Below are 20,445 nucleotides of genomic sequence, written 5' to 3'. Positions count from 1 at the left end.
CCGTCGGACCCTGGTCGTGTGTCCGACAACGCCTTCCGCCGCCGTACCCCGCCGTGGTCCATGCGCCCCCGTGCCCGCGCCTGGCGGTGCGGCCCCCCACCCGCCGGGGTACGGGACTTCCATGCCGCGCTGCCCGGCTACGCACCCACCCCGCTGACCGAACTACCGCCACTGGCGGATGAGTTGGGCGCCGGTCGGGTCTTCGTCAAGGACGAGTCGAGCCGGCTGGGGCTGCCCGCGTTCAAGGCCCTGGGCGCGTCCTGGGCGGTCCACCGAACCCTCGCCGAGCGGGCCGCGAGCGGCGCCGGGCCGGGACCGGTCGTGCTGGTGACCGCCACCGACGGCAACCACGGCCGGGCGGTTGCCCGCACGGCACGCCTGCTCGGGCAGCACGCCCACGTCTTCGTACCGCGCGGAGTGCATCCGCGGGCCGTGGCGGCCATCGCCGCCGAGAACGCGGAGGTGACCGAGGTTCCGGGCCCCTACGACGAGGCCGTGCGCCGGGCCGCCGAGGCTGCCGCCGCGCCGGACTCGGTGCTGGTCCAGGACACCGCCTGGCCGGGCTACGAACGGATCCCGGGGTGGATCGTCGAGGGCTACTCGACCCTCTGCGCGGAGATCGACGAGCAACTGGCGGCCGCGGGGGCCGCCGAGGGCCCCGACCTCGTCTCCATACCGGTGGGCGTCGGCTCGCTGGCCCAGGCCGTGGTCACCCACTACCGCAGCCGCCCCTCCGGGCACGCCCCCGCGCTGCTGTCGGTGGAGCCGCGGTCCGCCGCCTGCGTCCTGGAAAGCCTCACCCGCGGCGAACCCGTCACCGTCACCGGCGGCGACACCACCATGGCGGGGCTGAACTGCGGCACCCCCTCCAGCATCGCCTGGCCCTACCTGCACGGCGGCCTGGACGCCGCTGTCGCCGTCCCCGACGCCGACAGCGCCCACGCGGCCGCCGGCCTCGCCGCTCTCGGGGTCTCCTCGGGCCCCTGCGGAGCCGCCGCACTCGCCGGTCTCCGCGCGGTGCTGACCGGCGAGGGCGGCGAGGAGCGCCGTACGGCCCTGGGGCTCGACGGGTCCTCGGTGGTCGTGCTGCTGAGCACCGAGGGCCGCGACGCGAACCCGCACTCCGTCACCCACCACTGAACGCGCCACACCGGAAGGACACCCGCGTTGACCACCCCCGAAGGCCCGAGCAGGAGGAGGGCGGCGGCGTGCTGACCCACCTCGCGGCCGCGACCGTCGTCCTCGGCCTGCTGACCGTCGTGCCCGGCCCGGACATGGCGGTGGTCACCCGGCGCGCCCTCGTGGCCGGCACCGGGGACGCGCTGCGCACCGTGGGCGGGATCGTGACCGGGCTGCTGCTGTGGGGCGCGCTGAGCGTGGCCGGACTCGCGGCCGTGCTCGCCGCCTCGCCCACGGCGTACCTGGTCGTCAAGCTCCTCGGCGCCGGCTACCTGGTCCTGCTGGGCGGGCAGGCGCTGTGGCAGAACCGCCGCGGCGCCGCGGATCCCGCCCGCACGGACAGCGGCTCGCCCGCCGCCGGAAGCGCCTGGCGGACCGGCCTGGTCAGCAACGCCCTCAACCCGAAGATCGCCGTCTTCTACTCCGGACTGCTCCCCACCCTGGCCCCGCCCCGGATGCCCGCCGCCTGGGCCATGACGCTGCTGGTCCTCCTCCACGCCACCCTGACGGTCATCTGGCTGGGCGGTTACGCTCTGCTGCTTTCCAGGGCCGGAGGCGTCCTCGAAAGGCCGGGGTTGCGCCGGGTGCTCGGACGGACCACGGGCGTCGTACTGATCGGTCTCGCCGTCGTGGTCGCGGCCTCGGCCGGCTGAACCCCGCGTGCCACCGGACCCGGGTGAAACCGAAAGTTAAACCCGAGGTCACCCGCGGTCGGTCCGCGCGACGTCGCGGCAGCGGACAAAGGGAGGAGACCCGAACATACGCAAGAAGGGCGGCACCCCCGTGCCCCACATATTGACCTCGCTCCTCACGCAGGTGGCGGTCGCCGTGATCGAGGCGCTCGTCATTCGTCTGCTCGTCCAGCTCTGGAACGCCTTCGCCCGCGGCGGCCACCCGATGGCGGCCGCCGCTTGACGCGCCTCAGGCGCACTCCGAGCGTCTGACCTGCGCGTCCGGGCGCAGGCAAGGCCTCAGTGGCAGTCGAGTAGTCCCGCCGACTGCTTGGCGGCCAGGATCCGGCGCACGCTGTCGTCGACCTTGGCCCGGAAAGAGGCGTCCTGCCGCATCCGGGCCTCGACGGCCTGCGTCATCGCGGGTACGGTGCTCGGCCGCACCGTGAGGATCATGTTTCCGCCCGCCGCGATGAAGTTCACGGCCCGCTGGGCGGGGGTGAAGGACCGCACCGCGACCGCGTTGCCGATGTCGTCCGAGATGACCACGCCCTTGAAGCCGAGCCGGCCGCGCAGCAAGTCACTGATCACCGTTGGTGAGAAGGCCGCCAGATGCTTGGGGTCGATCTTGGTGTACGTGGCCGACGACACCATCACGAAGGGGGAGCCGGCCCGTATCCCGGCCCGGAAGGGCTCGAGGCTGGCACTGTTCGCGGTCGTCACCGAGTCCACGACGTTGGCGGTGACGTCGGTGTTGCCGATCACCTGGCCCAGCCCGGGGAAGTGCTTGAGCGTGGTCAGCACGCCCGACTGCGCGAAGCCGGCGGCGAAGGCGCCGGAGTGGGAGGTCACGGTCTCCGGAGTGTGGCCGTACTCCCGCCGGAAGGACCCGATCGGCATGTTGCGGGTGCCCAGACTGGTCGGCACCACGTCGGCGATCGGCGCCAGGTTCAGGTTGACCCCCGCCGCCTTCAGCTGCGTGGCCCAGCCGGCGGCCTGGCTGCGCAGTGTCGAGGCCGGCCAGCTGCCCTGGGTCAGGCCGTTGGGCATGGCCGAGAAACCGGGGCCGTTGAGCACCTGTACCTGGCCGCCCTCCTGGTCGGTGGCGACCAGCAGACCGACCCGGCGGCCGCCGACCTGGTCCGCCTGGCCCCGGAAGCCGTCGACCGTCTTCCTGGTAGCGGTCACTCCGGCGGTGCTGCGGCCGGTCAGCATGATGGCGCCCACGTGGTGGTCGCGCAGGGTGCGCAACTGCGCCTGGTCGGGATGGGCCGCGGAGATCCCGCCCATGAACAGCTGTCCGACCCGCTGAGCGGTGGTCATGCCGGAGAAGTAGCGGTCGGTGCAGGTGGCGGCCCCGGTCGGCGAGGGGGTGCTCGCGGCGGCGGGGGGCGGGTCGGCCGCTGTGGTGGCGGGGGACCGGGGCGAGTCGCCTATTCGCCCGGGCGTGACCGACGCACCGCAGCCGGTGGCGGCCAGCGCCAGGGTGACCAACGGTGCCGCGCAGCGCAGGGCTGTGGAACGGCGGCTCCTGATCTGCCGGACACGTGATGTCATGGGTTCGTCTCCTGGCCTGTACGGGTGCGGGGGCCTCCCCCACAGCCGCCTGTCTCGCGGCTGTTTCCTCGTGGCGAGCCGCGCCCGCCACGACCATCACACGGTACTTTATTGGGCATTTGTCCGCCCCTTCGATGATTACGCAGGGTGCGGGCGACCCCAACGGCGGAACGGGCCGGTGCCGGCAGCGGTTGTCGCTGCCGGCACCGGCCCGTCGTGCGCGTGCGTGTGTGCGTGCGCTGGATCGGTACCGCGTGGGCGGGATCAGTACGCGGAGTTGACCCTGTCGATGGAACCGTAGCGGTGGGCCGCGTAGTTGGCCGCGGCGGTGATGTTGGCCACCGGGTCGGTGAGGCTGTGGGCCGTGCCGGCGACGTGGTAGGCGTTGAACGTCGGGGAGATGACCTGGAGGAGACCCTTGGACGGGGTGCCCTTGCGGGCGTTGACGTCCCAGTTGTTCTGGGCGTTGGGGTTGCCCCCGGACTCGCGCATGATGTTGCGGTGCAGGCCCTCGTAGCTACCGGGGATGCCCTTGGCCTTCATGATGGCCAGGGACTGCCGGATCCAGCCGTCGAGGTTGTTGCTGTAGCCGGACTTGCCGGTGTAGGCGGTGCGGCTGTCGGTGGAGTGGGCCGCGACCACGGAGGCGGGGTGCACCTGGGTCGCTTCGGCAGCCTGTGCGGGCGACGGCATCAGGGTCAGGGCGGCGGCAGCGGCGCCGGTCGTGGCGATGCCGGTGAGGGTGAGGGTGCGCAGACGGGCGAAGCGGGCGGTGCGAGTGGTCGTGGCCATACGGAAGTAACTCTCCAGTGGGGTGTGTCGTCAGGCGCCGGCCGCAATCGTTTGCGGTGGCGCTGGGGCGGTGCCCCGTGCTGCACAGACCTGAGCGGGCGGAGCCGGCGGAGTTCGCCGGGTCGTCCGTCTCGTGGCCCGGAGCAACGACAGCAATGGTTAGCGGCCGGCCGGTCGGCGCGCAATCATGTGACGTACTACCCGACTGCGTAGTAAATGCCCGAAATGTTCCAACGTGGGGCATTCTTCGCTGCTTATGGCCGTCCACCCGCTACGACCGGCATTAGGACGTGATCTGGCTCCTATGGGTGGCATCACATCGGCGGGCCCTCTCGGGGCCGGAAAAAGCCCCCAAAACGGACAAGGGGGACTCCTTGGGTGGAGGGGGTCGCCACGAGGCGGGAAAAGGGCCCCCTCGATCCAAAGGGGACCTTTGAGGTTCTCAAAGCAGAAGTGTTAACGTTTCGCCGTGAAGACAGCAGCCGCGTACCGCGCAGACGCCCCTTACGGCGCCTGCCGCGCCGTCATGGGCGTACCGCTCGTGGCTCGCCTGCATGTCGATCTCTGCCGCTGCGTGTCCGCGGCTTGTCGCGCCTGACCGCGAACTCATCGATGCAGCGGCGCCGTTGCCCCGTCTTCTGGGCGCCGCTCCTGTAACCCCCCGCTCGAAATCACCTTTCCGCGCGTCCCTACTGGAGTGTGTCCGTGTCCGCGAACACCGCCGATCCGAAGCCCGCGAACTCCGGCTTCCGGATACCCGTCCCCTTCTGGGCCCAAGTCCTGATCGGCCTCGCCGTCGGCCTGATCCTCGGCTTCGTCGCCCGTACCTTCGACGTGTCCTGGCTCGCCACCACCCTCGACAAGGTGGGCGGCATCTTCGTGCAGCTCCTGAAGCTGGCCGTGGCCCCGCTGGTCTTCTTCGCGATCCTGGTGTCGATCACCAATCTGCGGAAGGTCAACAACGCGGCCCGCCTGGCCGGCCGGACCCTCCTCTGGTTCATGATCACCTCGTTGATCGCAGTCGTCATCGGCCTCGTCATCGGGCTGGTCTCCAACCCGGGCTCCGGCTCCGCCCTCACCCCGGCCGACGGCGGCAGGCCGGACCACGCCGGCAGCTGGCTCGACTTCCTCACCGGCATCATCCCGACCGACGTCATCACGCCGTTCACCGAACTGAACGTGCTTCAGATCGTCTTCATGGCGGTCGTCGCCGGTATCGCGATCCTCAAGATCGGCGAGAAGGCCCAGCCGGTCCTCGCGCTCTCCGAGTCCGTCCTGGAGCTGCTCCAGAAGGCCCTGTGGTGGGTGATCCTGCTCGCCCCGATCGGCTCCGCGGGCCTGATCGGCCGCGCCATCGTGCAGTACGGCTGGGACCTGCTCGGCAACTACGCGACCTTCACCGCCGACATCTACATCGGCTGCTCCCTGGTCCTGTTCGGTGTCTACCCGCTGCTGCTCGCCGTCGTCGGGAAGCTGAACCCGATCCAGTTCTTCAAGGGCGCCTGGCCCGCCATCCAGCTGGCGTTCGTCTCCCGCTCCTCGGTCGGCACCATGCCGGTCACCCAGCAGTCGGCGATCCGCCTCGGCGTCCCGAAGGACTACGCCTCCTTCGCCGTGCCGTTCGGCGCGACGACCAAGATGGACGGCTGCGCGGCCATCTACCCGGCCATCTCCGCGATTTTCGTGGCGCAGATCTTCGATGTGCAGCTCGGCGTCAAGGAGTACCTGCTCATCGCCTTCGTCTCGGTCTTCGGTTCGGCGGCCACCGCCGGTCTGACGGGCGCCACCGTCATGCTGACGCTCACGCTGTCCACCCTCGGCCTGCCGATGGAGGGTGTGGGTCTGCTGCTCGCCATCGACCCGATCCTGGACATGATGCGCACGGCGACCAACGTCGCCGGTCAGGCGCTCGTCCCGGTGCTCGTCTCCGCCCGTGAGAAGATCCTGGACCACGCGAAGTACGACAGCGCCTCGGGCTCCCCGGCCGACCGCGTGGAGAGCCTCTACAACGACCCGACGCAGGCGGCCCCGGTGTCCGCCTGACTCCCACTCCCCTCAGGGGGCCACAACATCCTCCGCCCTGCCGGCAGTTGGCCGGCAGGGCGGAGGTGCGTTTCCTGAGGCGGTTACTTCTTGTGGCAGCCCCACTTGCCGTTGACCTTCTTGAGGTGCTCACCCTTCGGGCACTTCTTGTGCGGCATCTTGGTGGGGTCCGGCACGGCCGCGTGGTGACTGCTGGTCACCTTGGTGTTCGCCGGTGCCGCGAGGGCGGTTCCTGCAGATGCCACGGCTGCTCCACTGGCGAGCATGCCCGCGGCGACGCTGGCGGTCAGAGCGCGCATCATCCTGCTTCGCATGATCGACAGCCTTTCTGTAGTCGGCGTCACTGCCTCTCAGTTCGATTCTTGGCACCGCCCCCCGCAGCCCGCATCTCGATCACGGGCGAACTCGCGCCCGCGAACCCGGCTTTCCGCCTGAATCCCGGCCCTGGGCCGCCGTGGAAACAAGAACACGCCGTGCACCGCCGACTCCCGTAAAGTTCCCGGTCATGACCGAGTTGCGCGGCGCGTTCGTCCTCCTCCGCCCCACGGTCCGCGAGGACATCCCCGCCCTGGCGGAGATCCGGGCCACGCCGGAAGTACGCGCACGCTGGAGGGGCGGGGACGACCTCGCGGCGGACATCGCCGCCGATCTGGAGGACTCCGGCATCCGGTGCCTGACCATCCACCACCGGCAGCGGCCCGTCGGCATGATCCAGTGGCACGCCGAGGAGGAGCCGGACTACCGGCACGCCGGGATCGACATCTTCCTCGATCCCGCGGTGCACGGCAGAGGCCTTGGCGCCGACGCCGTACGGACCCTGGCCCGCCATCTCGTCGACGCCCACGGCCACCACCGCCTGGTCATCGACCCGGCAGCCGACAACGCCGCCGCGATCCGCTGCTACACCAAGGTGGGCTTCCGGCCGGTCGGTGTCATGCGGCGGTACGAGCGCGGCGCCGACGGCACCTGGCACGACGGCCTCCTGATGGACCTCCTCGCCGACGAACTGGTCCGCTGAGGACAGTGACGCGGCAGATCGTGGCGCGGCGGACGGCGACGGGGTGCATCTGCGTTAATCCATGGATGTATGGAATAGTGTGCTCGCAGTTCTCGTAGGACGCCCGGAAGGAGCCCCATCCCGTGACGAGCACCGCGGCTTCGTCCGCCCTCGCCGCCGGTCCCGACGTGCAGCGCCGCATCCTGAGAGTCCTCGTCGCCTCCCAGATCCTCAGCGGGGCCGGGCTCGCGGCGGGCATCACCGTCGGGGCGCTGCTGGCCCAGGACATGCTCGGCACCGCGGGTCTGGCCGGACTGCCCAGCGCCCTGTTCACCGCGGGCAGCGCGTTCGCCGCGATAGCCGTCGGCCGGCTGTCCCAGGCCAGGGGCCGCCGTCCGGGCCTGGCCGCCGGATACCTCACCGGCGCGGTCGGCAGCGCCGGCGTCCTCGCCGCCGCGGCCCTCGGCAGCCCCGTCCTCCTGTTCACCGCACTGTTCGTCTACGGTGCCGGCACCGCCACCAACCTCCAGGCCCGCTACGCCGGCGCCGACCTCGCCGCCCCCACGCACCGCGCCCGCGCCGTGTCCACCGTCCTGGTCGCCACCACCCTCGGCGGCGTCGTCGGCCCCAACCTGGCCGCTCCCACCGGCGACCTCGCCGCCCTCCTCGGCATCCCCCGCCTGGCCGGCCCCTTTCTTCTCTCCGGGGCCGCGTACGCGGCGGCCGCCTGCGTCCTCGCACTCCGGCTGCGCCCCGACCCCCTCCTGCTGGCCCGCAGCCTGGCCGAAGCCGAGCAGAGCCCCGCCGCGCGGCCCGCGCAGGCCGGCCCGGCCGTCGAAGGGGCGCCGGAGAGGCCGCGCGGCGGCGTGGTGCTCGGAGTCCTGGTCATGATCCTCACCCAGCTCGTCATGGTCGCGGTGATGACCATGACGCCGGTCCACCTGCACGACCACGGCCATGGCACCGCCGCCTCCGGCCTGGTCATCGCCATCCACGTCGGCGCGATGTACCTGCCCTCGCCGCTGACCGGCCGCCTCGTCGACCGCTACGGCCGGATCGCGGTCGCCGCCGCCTCCGGGGTCACCCTCCTGGTCGCGGGCCTGGTTGCGGCCCTCGCCCCCGGCGACTCCGTCGCCCTGCTGGCACTCGCCCTGGCGCTGCTCGGCCTGGGCTGGAACTTCGGACTCGTCTCGGGCACCGCGATCATCACCGACACGGTGCCCCTGGCCACCCGCGCCAAGACCCAGGGCATGGTGGACGTCTCCATCGCCATCGCGGGCGCCACCGGGGGACTGGCCTCCGGCATCGTCGTGGACCTCGCCGGCTATCCCGTCCTCGCCCTGACCGCGGGTGTCCTCGCCCTCGCCGTCCTTCCCGCCATCGCCGTCACCGCCCACCGCCGGTGAAGCGGGGTCAGATCTGGACTCCCGGGCGGTGCTGGGGGCCGCGCGGGCCGTAGTCGATGTCCGCCATGCGGTGTCCGGAGGCGACGGCGGTCGGCGGGGCGTCGTACTTGTCCATGATCGCCTCGATGAAGATCATGCTGTCGTGCGGTGCCGCGAGCGCGTCCCTCAGTTCGGCCGGGGTCCGAACGACCGCCGTCCGGGCGTTCGTCCCGGGATGGAGGACCTTCGGGAGGTCGGCGTACGCCCAGTTGGCGACGTCGTTGAAGCGCCCGTCCCTGCCGCAGATGGTCCGCTCGATGGTGTAACCGCCGTTGTTGATCAGGAAGATGACCGGCTTCAGGCCGTGCCTGAGCATGGTGGACACCTCCTGCGCCGTGAGCTGGAAGGATCCGTCGCCCACGAACAGCAGGTGGCGGCGTTCCGGCGCGGCCAGGAGCGTGCCCAGGGCCGCCCCCACGCCGTAACCGATCGAACCCCAGACGGCCTGCGTGACGATGGGGCACCGCGGCGGCAGGTCCAGGCCCCAGCAGCCGGCCTCGGAGGTGCCGTCCTCGGCGATGAGCACGTCGCCCTCGCGGACGAAGTCCTGGACGATGCTCCAGTACGCCGCCTGGGTCAGCGGATCGGAGCCCGCCACCCCTCCGGGCTCTCGCGGTGTACGCGCCGGACGTGAGTATCCGGATTCCCTGCCCTGGACGCTGTCCGCGACCCGGCGGAGCAGTTCCTTCAGACAGACGCCCTGGTAGTTGTCCGGACCGATGTCCACACCGTCCCCGCGGGCGTCGATCCGGCCCGGCGGGAGCGCGTCGCTGAAGCCGCCGCAGGTGGTGTCCACCCGCCGCACCCCGATCGCCAGCAGCCCGTCGCTGTGCTCCACCGCCTCGCGGATCTCGGGCTTGCTGCCCGAACCCGCGTACAGACCGAGGAAGTACGGGCTGTTCTCGTCGACGATCCCCTTGCAGGTGTTCATGGCCGCGATCGGGGCCTTCAGCTCGGCGGCCAACTCCAGCAGCTCACCCGTCACCTGGAAGCGGTCCGCGTCGAGGTCGAGCAGAATCGCCGGCGAACGGGCGTTGCTGAGGCGCGTGACGATCGCGTCGGCACACGCCGCCAGCCGCTCCGGGTCGCTCCTCTGCATCGCGAGCACCAGCGGCTCCGACGGAACCTCGACGTCCAGGTGCGCGATGTCGGAGGGCAGTTCCATGTAGACCGGAAGCTTGCGCCGCCAGGCGGTCAGGATGAGCCGGTCGATCTCCGCCACGGCGTTCTGCGGTGTCAGCCGGGCCTGTGCCGCGGTGACCTGCGCGTAGCCGCGCAGCACGTCGTCGTACTCGGGCTCCCCGGAGGTGTGATGCATCCGGAGTCCGCGGTCGAGTGCCTTCAGCGGAACCGATCCGCAGACGCAGACGACCGGAACGTGCTCGCTGTAGGCGCCCGCGACACCGTTGATGGCGCTCCACGCCCCGACCCCGTGGGTCACGACGAGCCCGGAGATCCCGTTCATCCGCGCGTAACCGTCGGCGGCGTAGGCGGCGTTCAACTCGTTGCAGTTGCCGACCCACATGAAGTCGTGGCGCTCCTCCATCTGGAGGAGGAACTCGAGGTTGTAGTCACCCGCGACACCGAAGAGGTGCCCGATGCCCGCCTCCCGCAGGCGCCGCAGGAGGAAGTCACCGATGGTCGCCGTCGACGACGCGGTCGTGGGCGGTGTGGTCGTAGTCGTCATGATGTCCCGTCCCCTGTCGGGCGGTTTCGTCGGGAATCCCCCGTGTGGCGGCCTTCATGTCCGCCCCCGCCGCGGCCGCCGTGGGTCAGCCGGACGAGGACGTCGACTCCCGTGCGGGTACGACGGCTTCGCCGGTGTGTACGAGGAAGGTCAGCGTCTCCTGGAAGTACAGACGGATGCTGGTGTCGTCGTGCGACAGGTAACCGATGGACAGGTCCTGGCCGAGGCGCAGTTCGAAGTCCCCGCCCCGCGTCGACAGCAGGAACGCCCCGTCGATGGCGGGCGCCCAGACGATGTCGCCGTCCAGCACCCGGCCGATGTGTTCGATGATCGGGTAGCCGTAGTCGGAGGTCTCGCTGACCGCGGTGTACGCACTGGCGCTCAGCGCCAGTGCGTACGGGCCGCCGACCCCGGCGAGCCGCAACTCGGTCAGGGCCTTGCTGACGACGTCCGGGAACTGGCGTGTCTCGGCCGGCAGGGTCACGGCGGAGTTGGACGAACTCTCCCGCAGACCGGCGATGTCCGCGGACGGGTAGCCCTCGAACACGGCGCGGTCCTCGGCGAAGGCGATCTGCCGCGCGGCGTCCTTGACCGGCTGCCAGTCCGCGTCCTTGGCCCCGCGTGCGACGTCGTCGACCTGCTGCCGGTCCACGGTGAACGGCACCCGCAGCTCGACCAGCGGCTGGAACCGGCGTACGCGCGCCTCGACCCCTTCGGCCGGAGCCGCGACGGTCCGCAGGTGCCCGGTCCCCACACCGGCCGACTCCGGGCCGCCCGGCTCGGGCACGTCGACGACGCGGCGGGCCGCGACGTGCCGCTTGAACGTACGCCGGGCCTCCTCCTCCAGATCGGCCCACGCGGCGGCGGAGATGGGTGCCAGTTCGCGGTGCAGATTGTCCATCGCGGATGCTCGCCTCCTGTCACATCCTCAGATCGCCGATCCCCAGCGAGCCGTCCGCGGCCGGCGTCCGGACCGCCGCCGGCGGCGGCTCGGTCCACTCGGCACCTCCGCCGCCCTCCTCGCTCGCACGCTCGGCCGGCGCGTCGGGGAGCTCGTCGAGGAAGTCACTGGTGGGCACGGCGAACAACGACCCGGTCACCGCGGTGGAGAAGTCCAGGATCCGGTCGTGGGTGGCGGGCGGTGCGCCCAGGAACATGCGCTCCAGCATCCGCTCGATCACGGCCGGAGTACGGGCGTAGCCGATGAAGTACGTGCCGAACTCGCCCTGCCCCACGGTCCCGAAGGGCATGTTGTCGCGCAGGATCTCGTGCTTCGTCCCGTCCGGGTCCTCGATCGTGGTCATCGCCACGTGCGAGTCGGCGGGCTTGACCGCGTCGTCCAGTTCGATGTCGGACAGCTTCCGGCGGCCGATCACCATCTCCTGCGCCTCCACCGGCAGCGCGTGCCACGCCTCCAGATCGTGCACGTACTTCTGCACGGCCACATAGCTGCCCCCGGCGAACTCCGGGTCCTCGTCGCCGATCAGGACCGCCGTGTGCGCCGCCCGGCCCGTCGGATTCTCCGTGCCGTCCACGAAACCGAGCAGGTCCCGCACGTCCAAGTACTTGAATCCATGCACCTCGTCCCGCACGGTGACGACGCCGCGAATCCGTTCCATGATCTCGGAGGCCAGCGCGAAACAGAGGTCCGGGCGGGCCGCGCGGATGTGGAACAGCAGGTCGCCGGGGGTGGAGACCGCCCGGTGCCGCGCCCCGGCCAGCTCGCGGAACCGATGCAGCTCCGCCGGACGCGGGCCCGCGAACAGCCGGTCCCAGGCCTCCGAGCCGACGCCCACGACCACGCTCAGCTTCCCCTCCGGCGTCGCCCGGAACCCGACCGCCTTCTGCAGCCCGTTCAGTTCGGACAACGTGTCCCGTACGACCGGCTCGCCACCCCGGTCGATGCTCAGGACCAGGAAGATCGCCGCGCCCGTCAGCGGGGACAGCACCGGCTGGGGCTCGGGGGCCCGGGAGTCTGCGTACACGGAGCACGCCCCTTCCTGACGGTCACGGGCGGGCACCTGTTCACCGTATGGCCCGTACTCGGCACCCGCCACCGCGTCTCGGCCGCCCAGGTCCGGACCGCGCGGCGACCGGTTTGACTTGCCGCGCGCCCGTGGGAGCCTGGAGGAAGGGCTGCCCGAGGGGGAGGACGGCCAGGTCAGGACCAGGCGTTCCTTCTGCGAGAAGACATGCCATGAACGACACAGACGACTTCACACGGTGGCTCACGAGCCACACCGACGAGCTGAACCGCCTGGGATCCCTCGCCCGTTCCGTCGCGAACGACCCCCAATGGCCCGTGACGGCCACGATCGAGACCTACCGCGAGTACCTGGAGAGCCGCGGCGCCGCCCCGGAGGTGATCGACACCCTGTCCCGGGCCTGGAGCGAGTTCGAGCACCTGCACCACTTGCACTGAGGACAGGGGACCAGCGTCCCTCAGACGCGCGCCGGCTGTGCCCCGGGGTCGGCATGCTCGTGCTCGCAGGCGTCGTCGATGCCGTAGGTGTCCCAGGCGGGGAACGGGTCGACGGGCGGCAGGCTTTCGCCGTCGGCCATGAGGCAGTCGGTCAGTGCCGCGTGCAGTGCTTCCGCGCGCAGGTGCGTGCCGATGAAGACCAGCTCCTGGTCTTCGGGACTGCCGGCGTCACGGGCGCCGGAGGGTTCGAAACGTGCGACGGACCCGGCCTGTGACCACAGCCCCGTCACCTGCCGGCGGCCGGCCAGGGTGAAGAACCCCTTGGAGCGCAGCACCTCGCCGAACGCGCCGCTGTCCAGCTCCCCGGTCACGAACGTCCACAGCCGGCCGGGGTGGAACGGCCGCCCGGCGCGGAAGACGGTCGAGGAGATCCCGTACTCCTCCGTCTCCGGAACGTGGTCGCCGTTCAGCTCCCTCACCCAGCCGGGGGCCTGCTGGGCGCGTTCCAGGTCGAACAGCCGGGTGCCCAGTACGTCGCCGGCCCGCACCCGGCCGTGGACGGCCGGGACGACGCGCGCGAGCGGGTTGAGGCGGGTGAGTGCGGCCCGCAGCCGGCCGGCCGACTCCTCGTCGACGAGGTCGAGCTTGTTCAGCACGATGACGTCCGCGAACTCGACCTGGTCCATCAGCAGGTCGCTGACCGTGCGCTCGTCGTCCTCGTACTGGTCGAGACCGCGCTCGACGAGTTCGTCGCCGCCGGTCAGCTCGGGCAGGAAGCCGGCGGCGTCGACGACCGTGACCATGGTGTCGAGCCGGGCCGTCTCGGCCAGGATGGCGCCGTCGTCGCGGGCGAACGCGAACGTGGCCGCCACGGGCAGGGGTTCCGAAATGCCCGAGGACTCGATGAGCAGGTAGTCGAAGCGGCCCTCGCGGGCCAGCCGGTCCACCTCTTCGAGCAGGTCGTCGCGCAGCGTGCAGCAGATGCAGCCGTTGGTCAACTCGACCAGGCGTTCCTCGGTGCGTGAGAGAGCCGCCTCGCCGCCGCGCACCAGGGCGGCGTCGATGTTGACCTCGCTCATGTCGTTGACGATGACGGCGACGCGCAGCCCCTCACGGTTGGCGAGGACGTGGTTGAGGAGGGTCGTCTTGCCCGCGCCGAGGAATCCGGACAGAACTGTGACGGGGAGTCGGTCGGAAGGCATCGGCGGTCAGCCCTCGGGGTGCAGCAGGCCGCGCTCGTAGGCCTTCACGAGCCGCTGGGGCACGAGGTACGCGACGCCGTCGACGGTGACCGGGACGAGGGCGGGTGTGGCCGCCTTCCACTGGGCGCGGCGGTGGCGGGTGTTGCTGCGGGACATCTTGCGCTTGGGAACGGCCATGGGGTCCTCCTGGTTCGGTTCACCTTCGGTGAGCACCAGGAGGCTACATGAAAACGAATCTCATTACTATTTGGGGGAAAGGCCGAGGCCGGCACCTTCGGGGGTGCCGGCCTCGGGTCGCTCGGGGGCTTCCGTCTGCGTCAGTGGTCGTCCCAGTGCCCCTCGTGGGTGGCGTGGCGGTGTCCGTCGTGCGCGTAGTCGATGTGGTCCTCGTGGGGCACGGCCACATGTCCGCAGCCCTCGCCGTGCTGGTGGTCGTGGTGGGCGTGGGTGGTGTGGCCGGTGGTCACGCACTCGTCGACATGGCCGTCGTGGAGCTTGTGGAGGTGGCCGTCGTGCGCGTAGTCGACGTGGTCGCCGTGCGGGACGGCGACGTGACCGCAGCCCTCGCCATGGCTGTGGGTGTGGTCGTCGTGGGTGCGGTGTGCGGCGGCGGTACTCATGCGCTGCTCCTGGGGGAGGGGATGTCGTCCGGCGGCCCGCGGGCGGTGCTGTCGCGGGCCGTGCGTCATGAAGTCAATATAGGTCGATTTGTGAGCATTCGAGGGGAATGTCATGGGGGCTGGGGTGTGCGCTCGGCCTGGCCGGGAGGAGGTCGGTCCGCGGGGGCAGTCGAATTGACCGCCCCTTTGCTGCCTCATCCTTGTAGTTGCACTTGATGTGCAGAAATCTGGAGGTGCGGCTGAAGGCGGCCGCTCAGCGACGAGTAAGGTCCGCACCTCCATGCCCACCGCACCCGACACCGCCCCCGCGAGCCCCGCCGCGACCGCTGCCGCACGCGGTCTCACCTGGCACCGCGTCCGCACGTCGATGACGCGGAGGGAGTGGGCCGGTGCCGGCGGGATGGCCGCATTCATCCTCGCGCTGCACGTCATCGGCTGGTTCACACTGGTCGCGATCGTCGCACCGCGGCACTACAGCGTGGGCACCCAGGCCTTCGGCACGGGCATGGGAGTCACCGCCTACACGCTCGGTATGCGGCACGCCTTCGACGCCGACCACATCGCCGCGATCGACAACACCACCCGCAAGATGATGGGGGAGGGCAGGCGCCCCTTGTCCGTCGGCTTCTGGTTCTCCCTCGGACACTCCACGATCGTCTTCACCCTGGCACTCCTGCTCTCCCTGGGCGTGAGAGCGCTGGCCGGTCCCGTCCGCGACGACGACTCCGAACTGCATGACATCACCGGCTGGATCGGCACGACCGTCCCCGGAACGTTCCTCTACGTCATCGCGATCATCAACCTGCTCATCATGGTGGGCATCTGGAAGGTCTTCCGGCGGATGCGGGCCGGGCACTTCGACGAGGCGGCCCTGGAGGAGCAGCTCGCCAACCGAGGCCTGATGAACCGGCTGCTCGGGCGCCTGACGAAGACCGTCACCAAGCCGTGGCAGATGTATCCACTGGGTCTGCTCTTCGGCCTCGGCTTCGACACCGCGACGGAGATCGCGCTGCTGGTGCTCGCCGGTTCGGGCGCCGCCTCCGGACTGCCCTGGTACGCCATCCTCTGCCTGCCGGTGCTCTTCGCGGCCGGCATGTCGCTGCTGGACACGATCGACGGCTCGTTCATGAACTTCGCCTACGGCTGGGCCTTCTCCAAGCCGGTCCGCAAGGTCTACTACAACCTCACCGTGACGGGACTGTCCGTCGCCGTCGCGCTCATCATCGGCACCGTGGAACTCCTCGGCCTGATCGCCGGCAAGGCGGGCCTGCACGGCCGCTTCCGGGGCTGGGTGTCCGGCCTCGACCTGAACATCGTCGGCTGTGTCGTCGTCGGCCTGTTCGTCGTCACCTGGGCCGTTGCCGCGGTGGTGTGGAGGCTCGGCCGCATCGAGGAGAAGTGGGAAGCGGGCATGACCGGCACGGCGCCGGCGGAACGGGCCGCCGAGCACAGTGCCCGATAGCTCGGCGAGCCACCTTTGTTGCTGCTAGCATGCACTTGCAACTCATGCGCAATAAGTCGAAGGATGATGTTGGACATGCCGGTCTACACGCTCCCGGAGCTCCCGTACGACTACGCGGCGCTCGCCCCGGTCATCAGCCCCGAGATCATCGAGCTGCACCACGACAAGCACCACGCGGCCTACGTCAAGGGCGCCAACGACACGCTCGAGCAGCTGGCCGAGGCGCGGGACAAGGAGTCGTGGAGCTCGATCAACGGCCTGGAGAAGAACCTGGCCTTCCACCTCTCCGGGCACATCCTGCACAGCATCTACTGGCAGAACATGACCGGCGACGGGGGCGGCGAGCCGCTGGAGAATGACGGCGTGGGGGAGCTGGCCGACGCCATCGCCGAATCGTTCGGCTCCTTCGCGGGCTTCAAGGCGCAGCTGTCCAAGGCCGCGGCCACGACCCAGGGTTCGGGCTGGGGCGTGCTGGCGTACGAGCCGCTGAGCGGCCGCCTGGTCGTGGAGCAGGTCTACGACCACCAGGGCAACGTCGGCCAGGGCTCCACCCCGATCCTCGTCTTCGACGCCTGGGAGCACGCCTTCTACCTCCAGTACAAGAACCAGAAGGTGGACTTCATCGAGGCGATGTGGCAGGTCGTCAACTGGCAGGACGTGGCCAGGCGCTACGCCGCCGCCAAGGAGCGCGGTGACAGCCTGCTGCTCGCGCCGTGACGACGTAGTCCCGCGAATGTCCTGCTCGTGATCGTCTTCTCACCCTTCACCGGCAGGCGCACAGCGAAGTGCTCCCCCTGGCACACTGCCCGGGGGAGCACTTCCGCGTGACCTCGACCGGTCAGTGCCCCGAAGCCCGAGTCAACTGGTCTCGGAGAGAAGCGCGTTGAGTTCCGGGAAGGTGAGGCCGGCGGACAGGGATTCGTAGCCGCCGGTGTCGAAGAGCTCCCGCGCGGCACGGCGGGCGGCGGCGTATGCGGCCTGCGCCACACCCGGGCCGAGACTGACGCGGGCCACGCCCAGGGCGCCCAGCTCGGCGACGCTCGGGGCGCCGGGGCCTGCCATGACGTTCAGCGGTACGGAGATGCCCTCCGCCAGCGCCACGATCGTGGTCTTGTCGGTGACACCGGGAACGAAGACGCCGTCCGCGCCGGCATCCACGTACCGGCGTGCCCGGGCCAGGGTCTCCTCGAGCCGGGTGTCCGGGTCCCCGAGTCCCAACAGGTATGTGTCGACGCGGGCGTTGAGGAACAACTCAGCGCCCGCGTGCTCAGCGGCCCGCCGGGCGGCGGCCAGCCGCGTCGCCAGCTCCGCCGGGGCTCGGGTGCCGTCCTCGATGTTGACACCGACGGCACCCGCCGCGAGCACCCCCGTGACGGTCTCGGCGACCTCGGCCGCGTCCTGCCCGTACCCGCCCTCGATGTCGGCGGTGACCGGAACCGCGACTGCGGCGGCGACGCGGGAGATCAACCCCAGCGCCTGATCGCGGCCGAGCGCGTCACCGTCCGCCGACCCCAACGACCAGGCGACGCCCGCACTCGTGGTGGCGATCGCGGAGGCCCCCGCGGATTCGACGACCCGGGCGCTCGCCACGTCCCAGGCATTGGCGAGCGCGAGGGGCGCGGCGGACGTGTGCAGGGAACGGAAGAGCCGGGCCTTGGCCGGCTGCGTGGAGGTCATGCCTGGAGTCAAACACGCCCGCCGCGCGTCCTCCGGCGAGAAAACGACATCGACGCCGATGCGGGTCCCTTTCGGAGCCCCCCAGATCGAACCCGACGTCGACTCAGGTGTCCTGGGGGACATCCCCGGCGGGCTCGATGTGGCTCGCATACCCGTCCGGGTCGAGGTCGCGTACTTCGACCGAGAAGTGGACCTCGAACTCCGGTAGCGGCCCGACGCGTGTGCGAAGAAGCGCGAGGACGGATTCGCTGAGCGCGCGTTTGACCTCGGCGCTGCGGCCGGCCTTCAGCGCGATTTCGATGTGGACCGCCTGATGGGTCTCCTCCGTGCGATCGGCGATGTACCAGTCGTCCTGAGGGTAGATGAAACGGATCCGGCAAGCCTCGGGGCGTGCGCCGCTGTTGGCGACGATCAGCGAGTGCAGCTCCGGGCCGAGCAAGTCACACTCGAGGACCCCGCTGTCGCCCAGTGAATTGGTGTACGTCACGGTCACATGTGGCATGGACGCAGCATATTCAACACTCACGTCCGCTGTTCCAGCCACGTCCCGTCGCGCATGATGACTCTGCCGCGTAGTTCCGGCACGCCGCGCCAGGCGCGCACACTCCTCGGCACCACGCGCACATACAAGAAGGAACCGTTCCTAGAAACTGAGCGGGAGTGAGTCCTGGGTCCAGGGCTCGTGCTCAGCCGTGTGCCCCGAACGGTTGTGGGCACTCTGGTCGCCCGCTTTCGCTCCGCGTCCGGGCGGCACGGATCGTGTCCGTGGTCCGGGAACGCGGGGGCGGGGTCCCTCACGCCCCGGGGTGCCCGATGCGGCCTGGACGGTCCGATGCCCCGCACGATCACTCCGGTCGTGTGGGGGCGGTGCCGTCCGACGCCGGATCGGGCATCCCAGGGCGCGTCGTCCGATCGCCACGGCGGCAGCGTCGTGCCGCGTAGGCTTCCTGTTCTTGCTGGTGAGGGGTTTCTGCCAGTGCTGGGCGCCCCAGCGGCTGGTGTAGGCCGGGTCAACCGCGACAACGGCGACACCGAGCTCGGCGGCCATCGACACCAGCCGAGCCCGCAGGCGGGCGGTGGGAAGGCCGGAGATCAGCTTCCGGAACCGCTTGCGGCGACCGTGTTTCTCCCGGGTCTTCTCGGCGGCGAAGTCGAGGTCCTCGATCGCGAGGTACAGACCGTGCCGCACCGTCCAGTGCAGCAGGCGGATCAGGGCATGGCGGACCTGCGCGTCACGGTGGCCCGCGGTGCCGTCCAGCTGATAGTCGAACCTGCGGGGCACGCCGAGGGGGTTTCCGTGTGCGTCCAGGCGCCAGGCGGCCAGGTGGTCGGCATTCATGTCGACGCCGACCAGCCCACCCGCACGAGCAGCCGAAAGCGGCACGGTCCGCACGGGCGGGGTCTGCCAGGACGCAGTCACATACCAGCGGCCCCGGTCCGGGTCATAGTGGACGCGGTAAGCCACCGCACGATGGGCCGCGACACGGTCGGCCCACTGCTCGCCCCGGTGGCGGAAGACGATCCGGCAAGCGAGCACGTACCGGCCGTGCGGCGCGTTCGCCAGCCCGGCCAGGGCAGCCGGAAGCCGGATGCTCACCTCACCGCCGGGTGTGACGCGGATCGTCTCGTTGCCGTACCGCTTCCCGGACTCGCCATCGGCCTGCAGGAACCACCGCTCGGCCTGCCACCGCAACCGCCACCGCGCCTCGGTCAGCCCGGCGGCCTCCAGATGATGCCGGCTGTTGAGCAACTTCTTGCCGCCGCGCACCACCCGCACCCGCCCGGCCTCCCAGTCGGCCCGCACCCGCTCCAGCCGGTCCTCAAGGACATGCAGCCGCCGGGACTTGGCGAACCACTCCCGCTCGGAGCGGTAACCACCCGGCACCCCCTTGGCACCCCTGGCCCCGACCGGCTGCGCAAGCCGGTGCGCGATCGTCTCGACGCCCGCCCGCAGACTCTGCATGTGGGCGAACTGTCCGCGCCGGGCCAAAGCCCACTGATCGTGCGTGAACTTGGTGATGCCGCCCGCCCACCGCGACGACGACTCCCCGGACAACGCCCGCTTCCGCCACGCCCACTGCTCACCGTCGTGCTCCAGCCCCGCCGCGCAGCGCACCCTCAGATCGCGAGAGGCCAGCGAACCGAGCAGAGCGCCGACCTGGCGCAGCACCGCCTCGTCCTGCCCGGTCAGACCCTTGAGACTGCCCCGAACCGTCACCCCGGACGGGCCGGGCACCACGAACGACGCCGCCACCTCACGCAGCCCACCCACACCCTCACCCCCGCCCGAAACCGCAACCGTCACCGCACCCAACGAGCAGCCCCGGTCAAAGGTCACGCATTCGAAACCAGAACTCCCGGTCGCCGCCCCCAGCCGCGCGCCTTCACGCACGCCACGCTCACTCATACACACCAGAACACGTCCAACCGCTGCCAAACGGCAGCAGTTCAAACCCTCCTCCGCGCGAGGGTCCCACCCGAACTTCGCGGCGAACGCCTCCGCTGCGTCTCCGGGCACATCCTGATCCAGGAAGCACTCCGCCGCACCCTGGAGAAGCACCACATCGAAGGTGTCCGGCAGCGCCAGCCTCACGCGCGGCTCCTCGCGGACGTTCCGCGCAGTTGCGGAAGGGTTGCGTCCTGGGAAGTGGTGTACGGGCTCCCACCTGATCCGGGCGTTTGGTCCGGCGT

At 70.6% G+C, this 20,445-nt stretch carries 21 protein-coding genes and 2 pseudogenes; 9 read left to right on the top strand and 14 right to left on the bottom strand.

All coding sequences use genetic code 11. The annotated features are described in order from the left end of the window. Positions 1-60: 60 nt before the first annotated feature. The 3 genes from CG719_RS33385 to CG719_RS37265 all read left to right on the top strand — a co-directional run bounded on the left by CG719_RS33385 (position 61) and on the right by CG719_RS37265 (position 2,094). On the top strand, positions 61-1,140 hold the full coding sequence (locus CG719_RS33385; protein ID WP_100572510.1) for a diaminopropionate ammonia-lyase: 1,080 nt from the start codon (positions 61-63) through the stop codon (positions 1,138-1,140). 68 nt (positions 1,141-1,208) lie between these two features. Continuing rightward, on the top strand, positions 1,209-1,832 hold the full coding sequence (locus CG719_RS33380; RefSeq protein ID WP_100572450.1) for a LysE family translocator: 624 nt from the start codon (positions 1,209-1,211) through the stop codon (positions 1,830-1,832). 130 nt (positions 1,833-1,962) lie between these two features. Beyond that, positions 1,963-2,094, top strand: a complete 132-nt coding sequence (locus CG719_RS37265; RefSeq protein WP_267895381.1) for a hypothetical protein — start codon at positions 1,963-1,965, stop codon at positions 2,092-2,094. Between the two features lie 56 nt (positions 2,095-2,150). Here the strand turns inward: CG719_RS37265 and CG719_RS33375 are convergent, their stop codons facing one another. Beyond that, positions 2,151-3,407 carry a glycoside hydrolase family 3 N-terminal domain-containing protein gene (locus CG719_RS33375; RefSeq protein WP_100572449.1) on the bottom strand — a complete coding sequence of 419 codons (1,257 nt, stop codon included), beginning with the start codon at positions 3,405-3,407 and terminating at the stop codon, positions 2,151-2,153. Positions 3,408-3,671: 264 nt separating this feature from the next. After that, positions 3,672-4,199, bottom strand: a complete 528-nt coding sequence (locus tag CG719_RS33370; RefSeq protein ID WP_100572448.1) for a transglycosylase SLT domain-containing protein — start codon at positions 4,197-4,199, stop codon at positions 3,672-3,674. 705 nt (positions 4,200-4,904) lie between these two features. Here CG719_RS33370 and CG719_RS33365 point away from each other — a divergent pair. After that, the gene (locus tag CG719_RS33365; RefSeq protein WP_100572447.1) at positions 4,905-6,242 is read left to right on the top strand and encodes a dicarboxylate/amino acid:cation symporter; all 1,338 of its coding nucleotides are present in this window, start codon (positions 4,905-4,907) and stop codon (positions 6,240-6,242) included. 83 nt (positions 6,243-6,325) lie between these two features. On the opposite strand, the gene CG719_RS33360 is transcribed toward CG719_RS33365, so the two are convergent. Then, entirely contained in the window at positions 6,326-6,487 is a 162-nt protein-coding gene (locus CG719_RS33360; RefSeq protein WP_234375886.1) for a hypothetical protein, read from the bottom strand. Between the two features lie 260 nt (positions 6,488-6,747). Here CG719_RS33360 and CG719_RS33355 point away from each other — a divergent pair, with 260 nt between their 5' ends. Next, the gene (locus CG719_RS33355; RefSeq protein ID WP_100572445.1) at positions 6,748-7,260 is read left to right on the top strand and encodes a GNAT family N-acetyltransferase; all 513 of its coding nucleotides are present in this window, start codon (positions 6,748-6,750) and stop codon (positions 7,258-7,260) included. Positions 7,261-7,382: 122 nt separating this feature from the next. Beyond that, a complete protein-coding gene (locus CG719_RS33350) occupies positions 7,383-8,645 on the top strand; it encodes an MFS transporter (RefSeq protein ID WP_100572444.1) in 1,263 nt (420 codons plus the stop codon). A 7-nt stretch (positions 8,646-8,652) separates the two neighbouring features. On the opposite strand, the gene CG719_RS33345 is transcribed toward CG719_RS33350, so the two are convergent. From CG719_RS33345 to CG719_RS33335, 3 genes are all read right to left on the bottom strand, one after another. Next, positions 8,653-10,371 carry an alpha-keto acid decarboxylase family protein gene (locus CG719_RS33345; RefSeq protein ID WP_100572443.1) on the bottom strand — a complete coding sequence of 573 codons (1,719 nt, stop codon included), beginning with the start codon at positions 10,369-10,371 and terminating at the stop codon, positions 8,653-8,655. A gap of 85 nt (positions 10,372-10,456) precedes the next feature. Continuing rightward, the gene (locus tag CG719_RS33340) at positions 10,457-11,272 is read right to left on the bottom strand and encodes a family 1 encapsulin nanocompartment shell protein (RefSeq protein ID WP_100572442.1); all 816 of its coding nucleotides are present in this window, start codon (positions 11,270-11,272) and stop codon (positions 10,457-10,459) included. Positions 11,273-11,291: 19 nt separating this feature from the next. Then, the gene (locus CG719_RS33335) at positions 11,292-12,356 is read right to left on the bottom strand and encodes a Dyp-type peroxidase (protein ID WP_100572441.1); all 1,065 of its coding nucleotides are present in this window, start codon (positions 12,354-12,356) and stop codon (positions 11,292-11,294) included. 212 nt (positions 12,357-12,568) lie between these two features. On the opposite strand from CG719_RS33335, the gene CG719_RS35620 reads away from it, so the two are divergent. Then, positions 12,569-12,793: a YozE family protein gene (locus CG719_RS35620; protein WP_159025011.1), complete on the top strand. Its 225-nt coding sequence runs from the start codon at positions 12,569-12,571 to the stop codon at positions 12,791-12,793. A 20-nt stretch (positions 12,794-12,813) separates the two neighbouring features. On the opposite strand, the gene CG719_RS33325 is transcribed toward CG719_RS35620, so the two are convergent. The 3 genes from CG719_RS33325 to CG719_RS33315 all read right to left on the bottom strand — a co-directional run bounded on the left by CG719_RS33325 (position 12,814) and on the right by CG719_RS33315 (position 14,615). Beyond that, positions 12,814-13,995, bottom strand: a complete 1,182-nt coding sequence (locus CG719_RS33325) for a GTP-binding protein (protein WP_100572439.1) — start codon at positions 13,993-13,995, stop codon at positions 12,814-12,816. A gap of 6 nt (positions 13,996-14,001) precedes the next feature. Continuing rightward, entirely contained in the window at positions 14,002-14,172 is a 171-nt protein-coding gene (gene rpmF, locus CG719_RS33320; RefSeq protein WP_100572509.1) for a 50S ribosomal protein L32, read from the bottom strand. Positions 14,173-14,312: 140 nt separating this feature from the next. After that, positions 14,313-14,615, bottom strand: coding sequence for a hypothetical protein (locus CG719_RS33315; protein WP_100572438.1), 303 nt, complete (start codon positions 14,613-14,615; stop codon positions 14,313-14,315). Between the two features lie 280 nt (positions 14,616-14,895). Here CG719_RS33315 and CG719_RS33310 point away from each other — a divergent pair, with 280 nt between their 5' ends. Together CG719_RS33310 and CG719_RS33305 are read left to right on the top strand one after the other, a co-directional pair. Further along, entirely contained in the window at positions 14,896-16,077 is a 1,182-nt protein-coding gene (locus tag CG719_RS33310) for a HoxN/HupN/NixA family nickel/cobalt transporter (RefSeq protein WP_199836880.1), read from the top strand. 75 nt (positions 16,078-16,152) lie between these two features. Beyond that, complete coding sequence (locus tag CG719_RS33305) at positions 16,153-16,794, top strand: superoxide dismutase (RefSeq protein WP_100572437.1); 642 nt, start codon at positions 16,153-16,155, stop codon at positions 16,792-16,794. A 141-nt stretch (positions 16,795-16,935) separates the two neighbouring features. On the opposite strand, the gene CG719_RS33300 is transcribed toward CG719_RS33305, so the two are convergent. From CG719_RS33300 to CG719_RS36925, 5 genes and pseudogenes are all read right to left on the bottom strand, one after another. Then, complete coding sequence (locus tag CG719_RS33300) at positions 16,936-17,754, bottom strand: isocitrate lyase/PEP mutase family protein (RefSeq protein WP_100572436.1); 819 nt, start codon at positions 17,752-17,754, stop codon at positions 16,936-16,938. 103 nt (positions 17,755-17,857) lie between these two features. Further along, the gene (locus CG719_RS33295; protein ID WP_159025010.1) at positions 17,858-18,241 is read right to left on the bottom strand and encodes a 5-carboxymethyl-2-hydroxymuconate Delta-isomerase; all 384 of its coding nucleotides are present in this window, start codon (positions 18,239-18,241) and stop codon (positions 17,858-17,860) included. 35 nt (positions 18,242-18,276) lie between these two features. Further along, a pseudogene (locus tag CG719_RS36930) lies at positions 18,277-18,390 on the bottom strand (pyridoxamine 5'-phosphate oxidase family protein); the annotation flags it as partial. A gap of 7 nt (positions 18,391-18,397) precedes the next feature. Continuing rightward, on the bottom strand, positions 18,398-20,026 hold the full coding sequence (locus tag CG719_RS33285; protein ID WP_199836879.1) for a transposase: 1,629 nt from the start codon (positions 20,024-20,026) through the stop codon (positions 18,398-18,400). Between the two features lie 180 nt (positions 20,027-20,206). Beyond that, positions 20,207-20,383, bottom strand: a pseudogene (locus CG719_RS36925) (pyridoxamine 5'-phosphate oxidase family protein); the annotation flags it as partial. Positions 20,384-20,445: the final 62 nt, after the last annotated feature.

The organism is Streptomyces sp. CB01373 (assembly GCF_002803075.1).
Classification (GTDB): domain Bacteria; phylum Actinomycetota; class Actinomycetes; order Streptomycetales; family Streptomycetaceae; genus Streptomyces.
Note: the sequence above shows the minus strand (reverse complement) of the source record. Positions and strands in the feature narration are given on the sequence as shown.

What these genes read in the sequence shown, in the direction of transcription:
- CG719_RS33315 (WP_100572438.1), bottom strand. Translation starts at nt 14,615, where the DNA reads ATGAGTACCGCCGCCGCACACCGCACCCACGACGACCACACCCACAGC.
- CG719_RS33340 (WP_100572442.1), bottom strand. Translation starts at nt 11,272, where the DNA reads ATGGACAATCTGCACCGCGAACTGGCACCCATCTCCGCCGCCGCGTGG.
- CG719_RS33300 (WP_100572436.1), bottom strand. Translation starts at nt 17,754, where the DNA reads ATGACCTCCACGCAGCCGGCCAAGGCCCGGCTCTTCCGTTCCCTGCAC.
- rpmF (WP_100572509.1), bottom strand. Translation starts at nt 14,172, where the DNA reads ATGGCCGTTCCCAAGCGCAAGATGTCCCGCAGCAACACCCGCCACCGC.
- CG719_RS33385 (WP_100572510.1), top strand. Translation starts at nt 61, where the DNA reads ATGCGCCCCCGTGCCCGCGCCTGGCGGTGCGGCCCCCCACCCGCCGGG.
- CG719_RS33375 (WP_100572449.1), bottom strand. Translation starts at nt 3,407, where the DNA reads ATGACATCACGTGTCCGGCAGATCAGGAGCCGCCGTTCCACAGCCCTG.
- CG719_RS35620 (WP_159025011.1), top strand. Translation starts at nt 12,569, where the DNA reads ATGAACGACACAGACGACTTCACACGGTGGCTCACGAGCCACACCGAC.
- CG719_RS33310 (WP_199836880.1), top strand. Translation starts at nt 14,896, where the DNA reads ATGCCCACCGCACCCGACACCGCCCCCGCGAGCCCCGCCGCGACCGCT.
- CG719_RS33325 (WP_100572439.1), bottom strand. Translation starts at nt 13,995, where the DNA reads ATGCCTTCCGACCGACTCCCCGTCACAGTTCTGTCCGGATTCCTCGGC.
- CG719_RS33370 (WP_100572448.1), bottom strand. Translation starts at nt 4,199, where the DNA reads ATGGCCACGACCACTCGCACCGCCCGCTTCGCCCGTCTGCGCACCCTC.
- CG719_RS33305 (WP_100572437.1), top strand. Translation starts at nt 16,153, where the DNA reads ATGCCGGTCTACACGCTCCCGGAGCTCCCGTACGACTACGCGGCGCTC.
- CG719_RS33345 (WP_100572443.1), bottom strand. Translation starts at nt 10,371, where the DNA reads ATGACGACTACGACCACACCGCCCACGACCGCGTCGTCGACGGCGACC.
- CG719_RS33355 (WP_100572445.1), top strand. Translation starts at nt 6,748, where the DNA reads ATGACCGAGTTGCGCGGCGCGTTCGTCCTCCTCCGCCCCACGGTCCGC.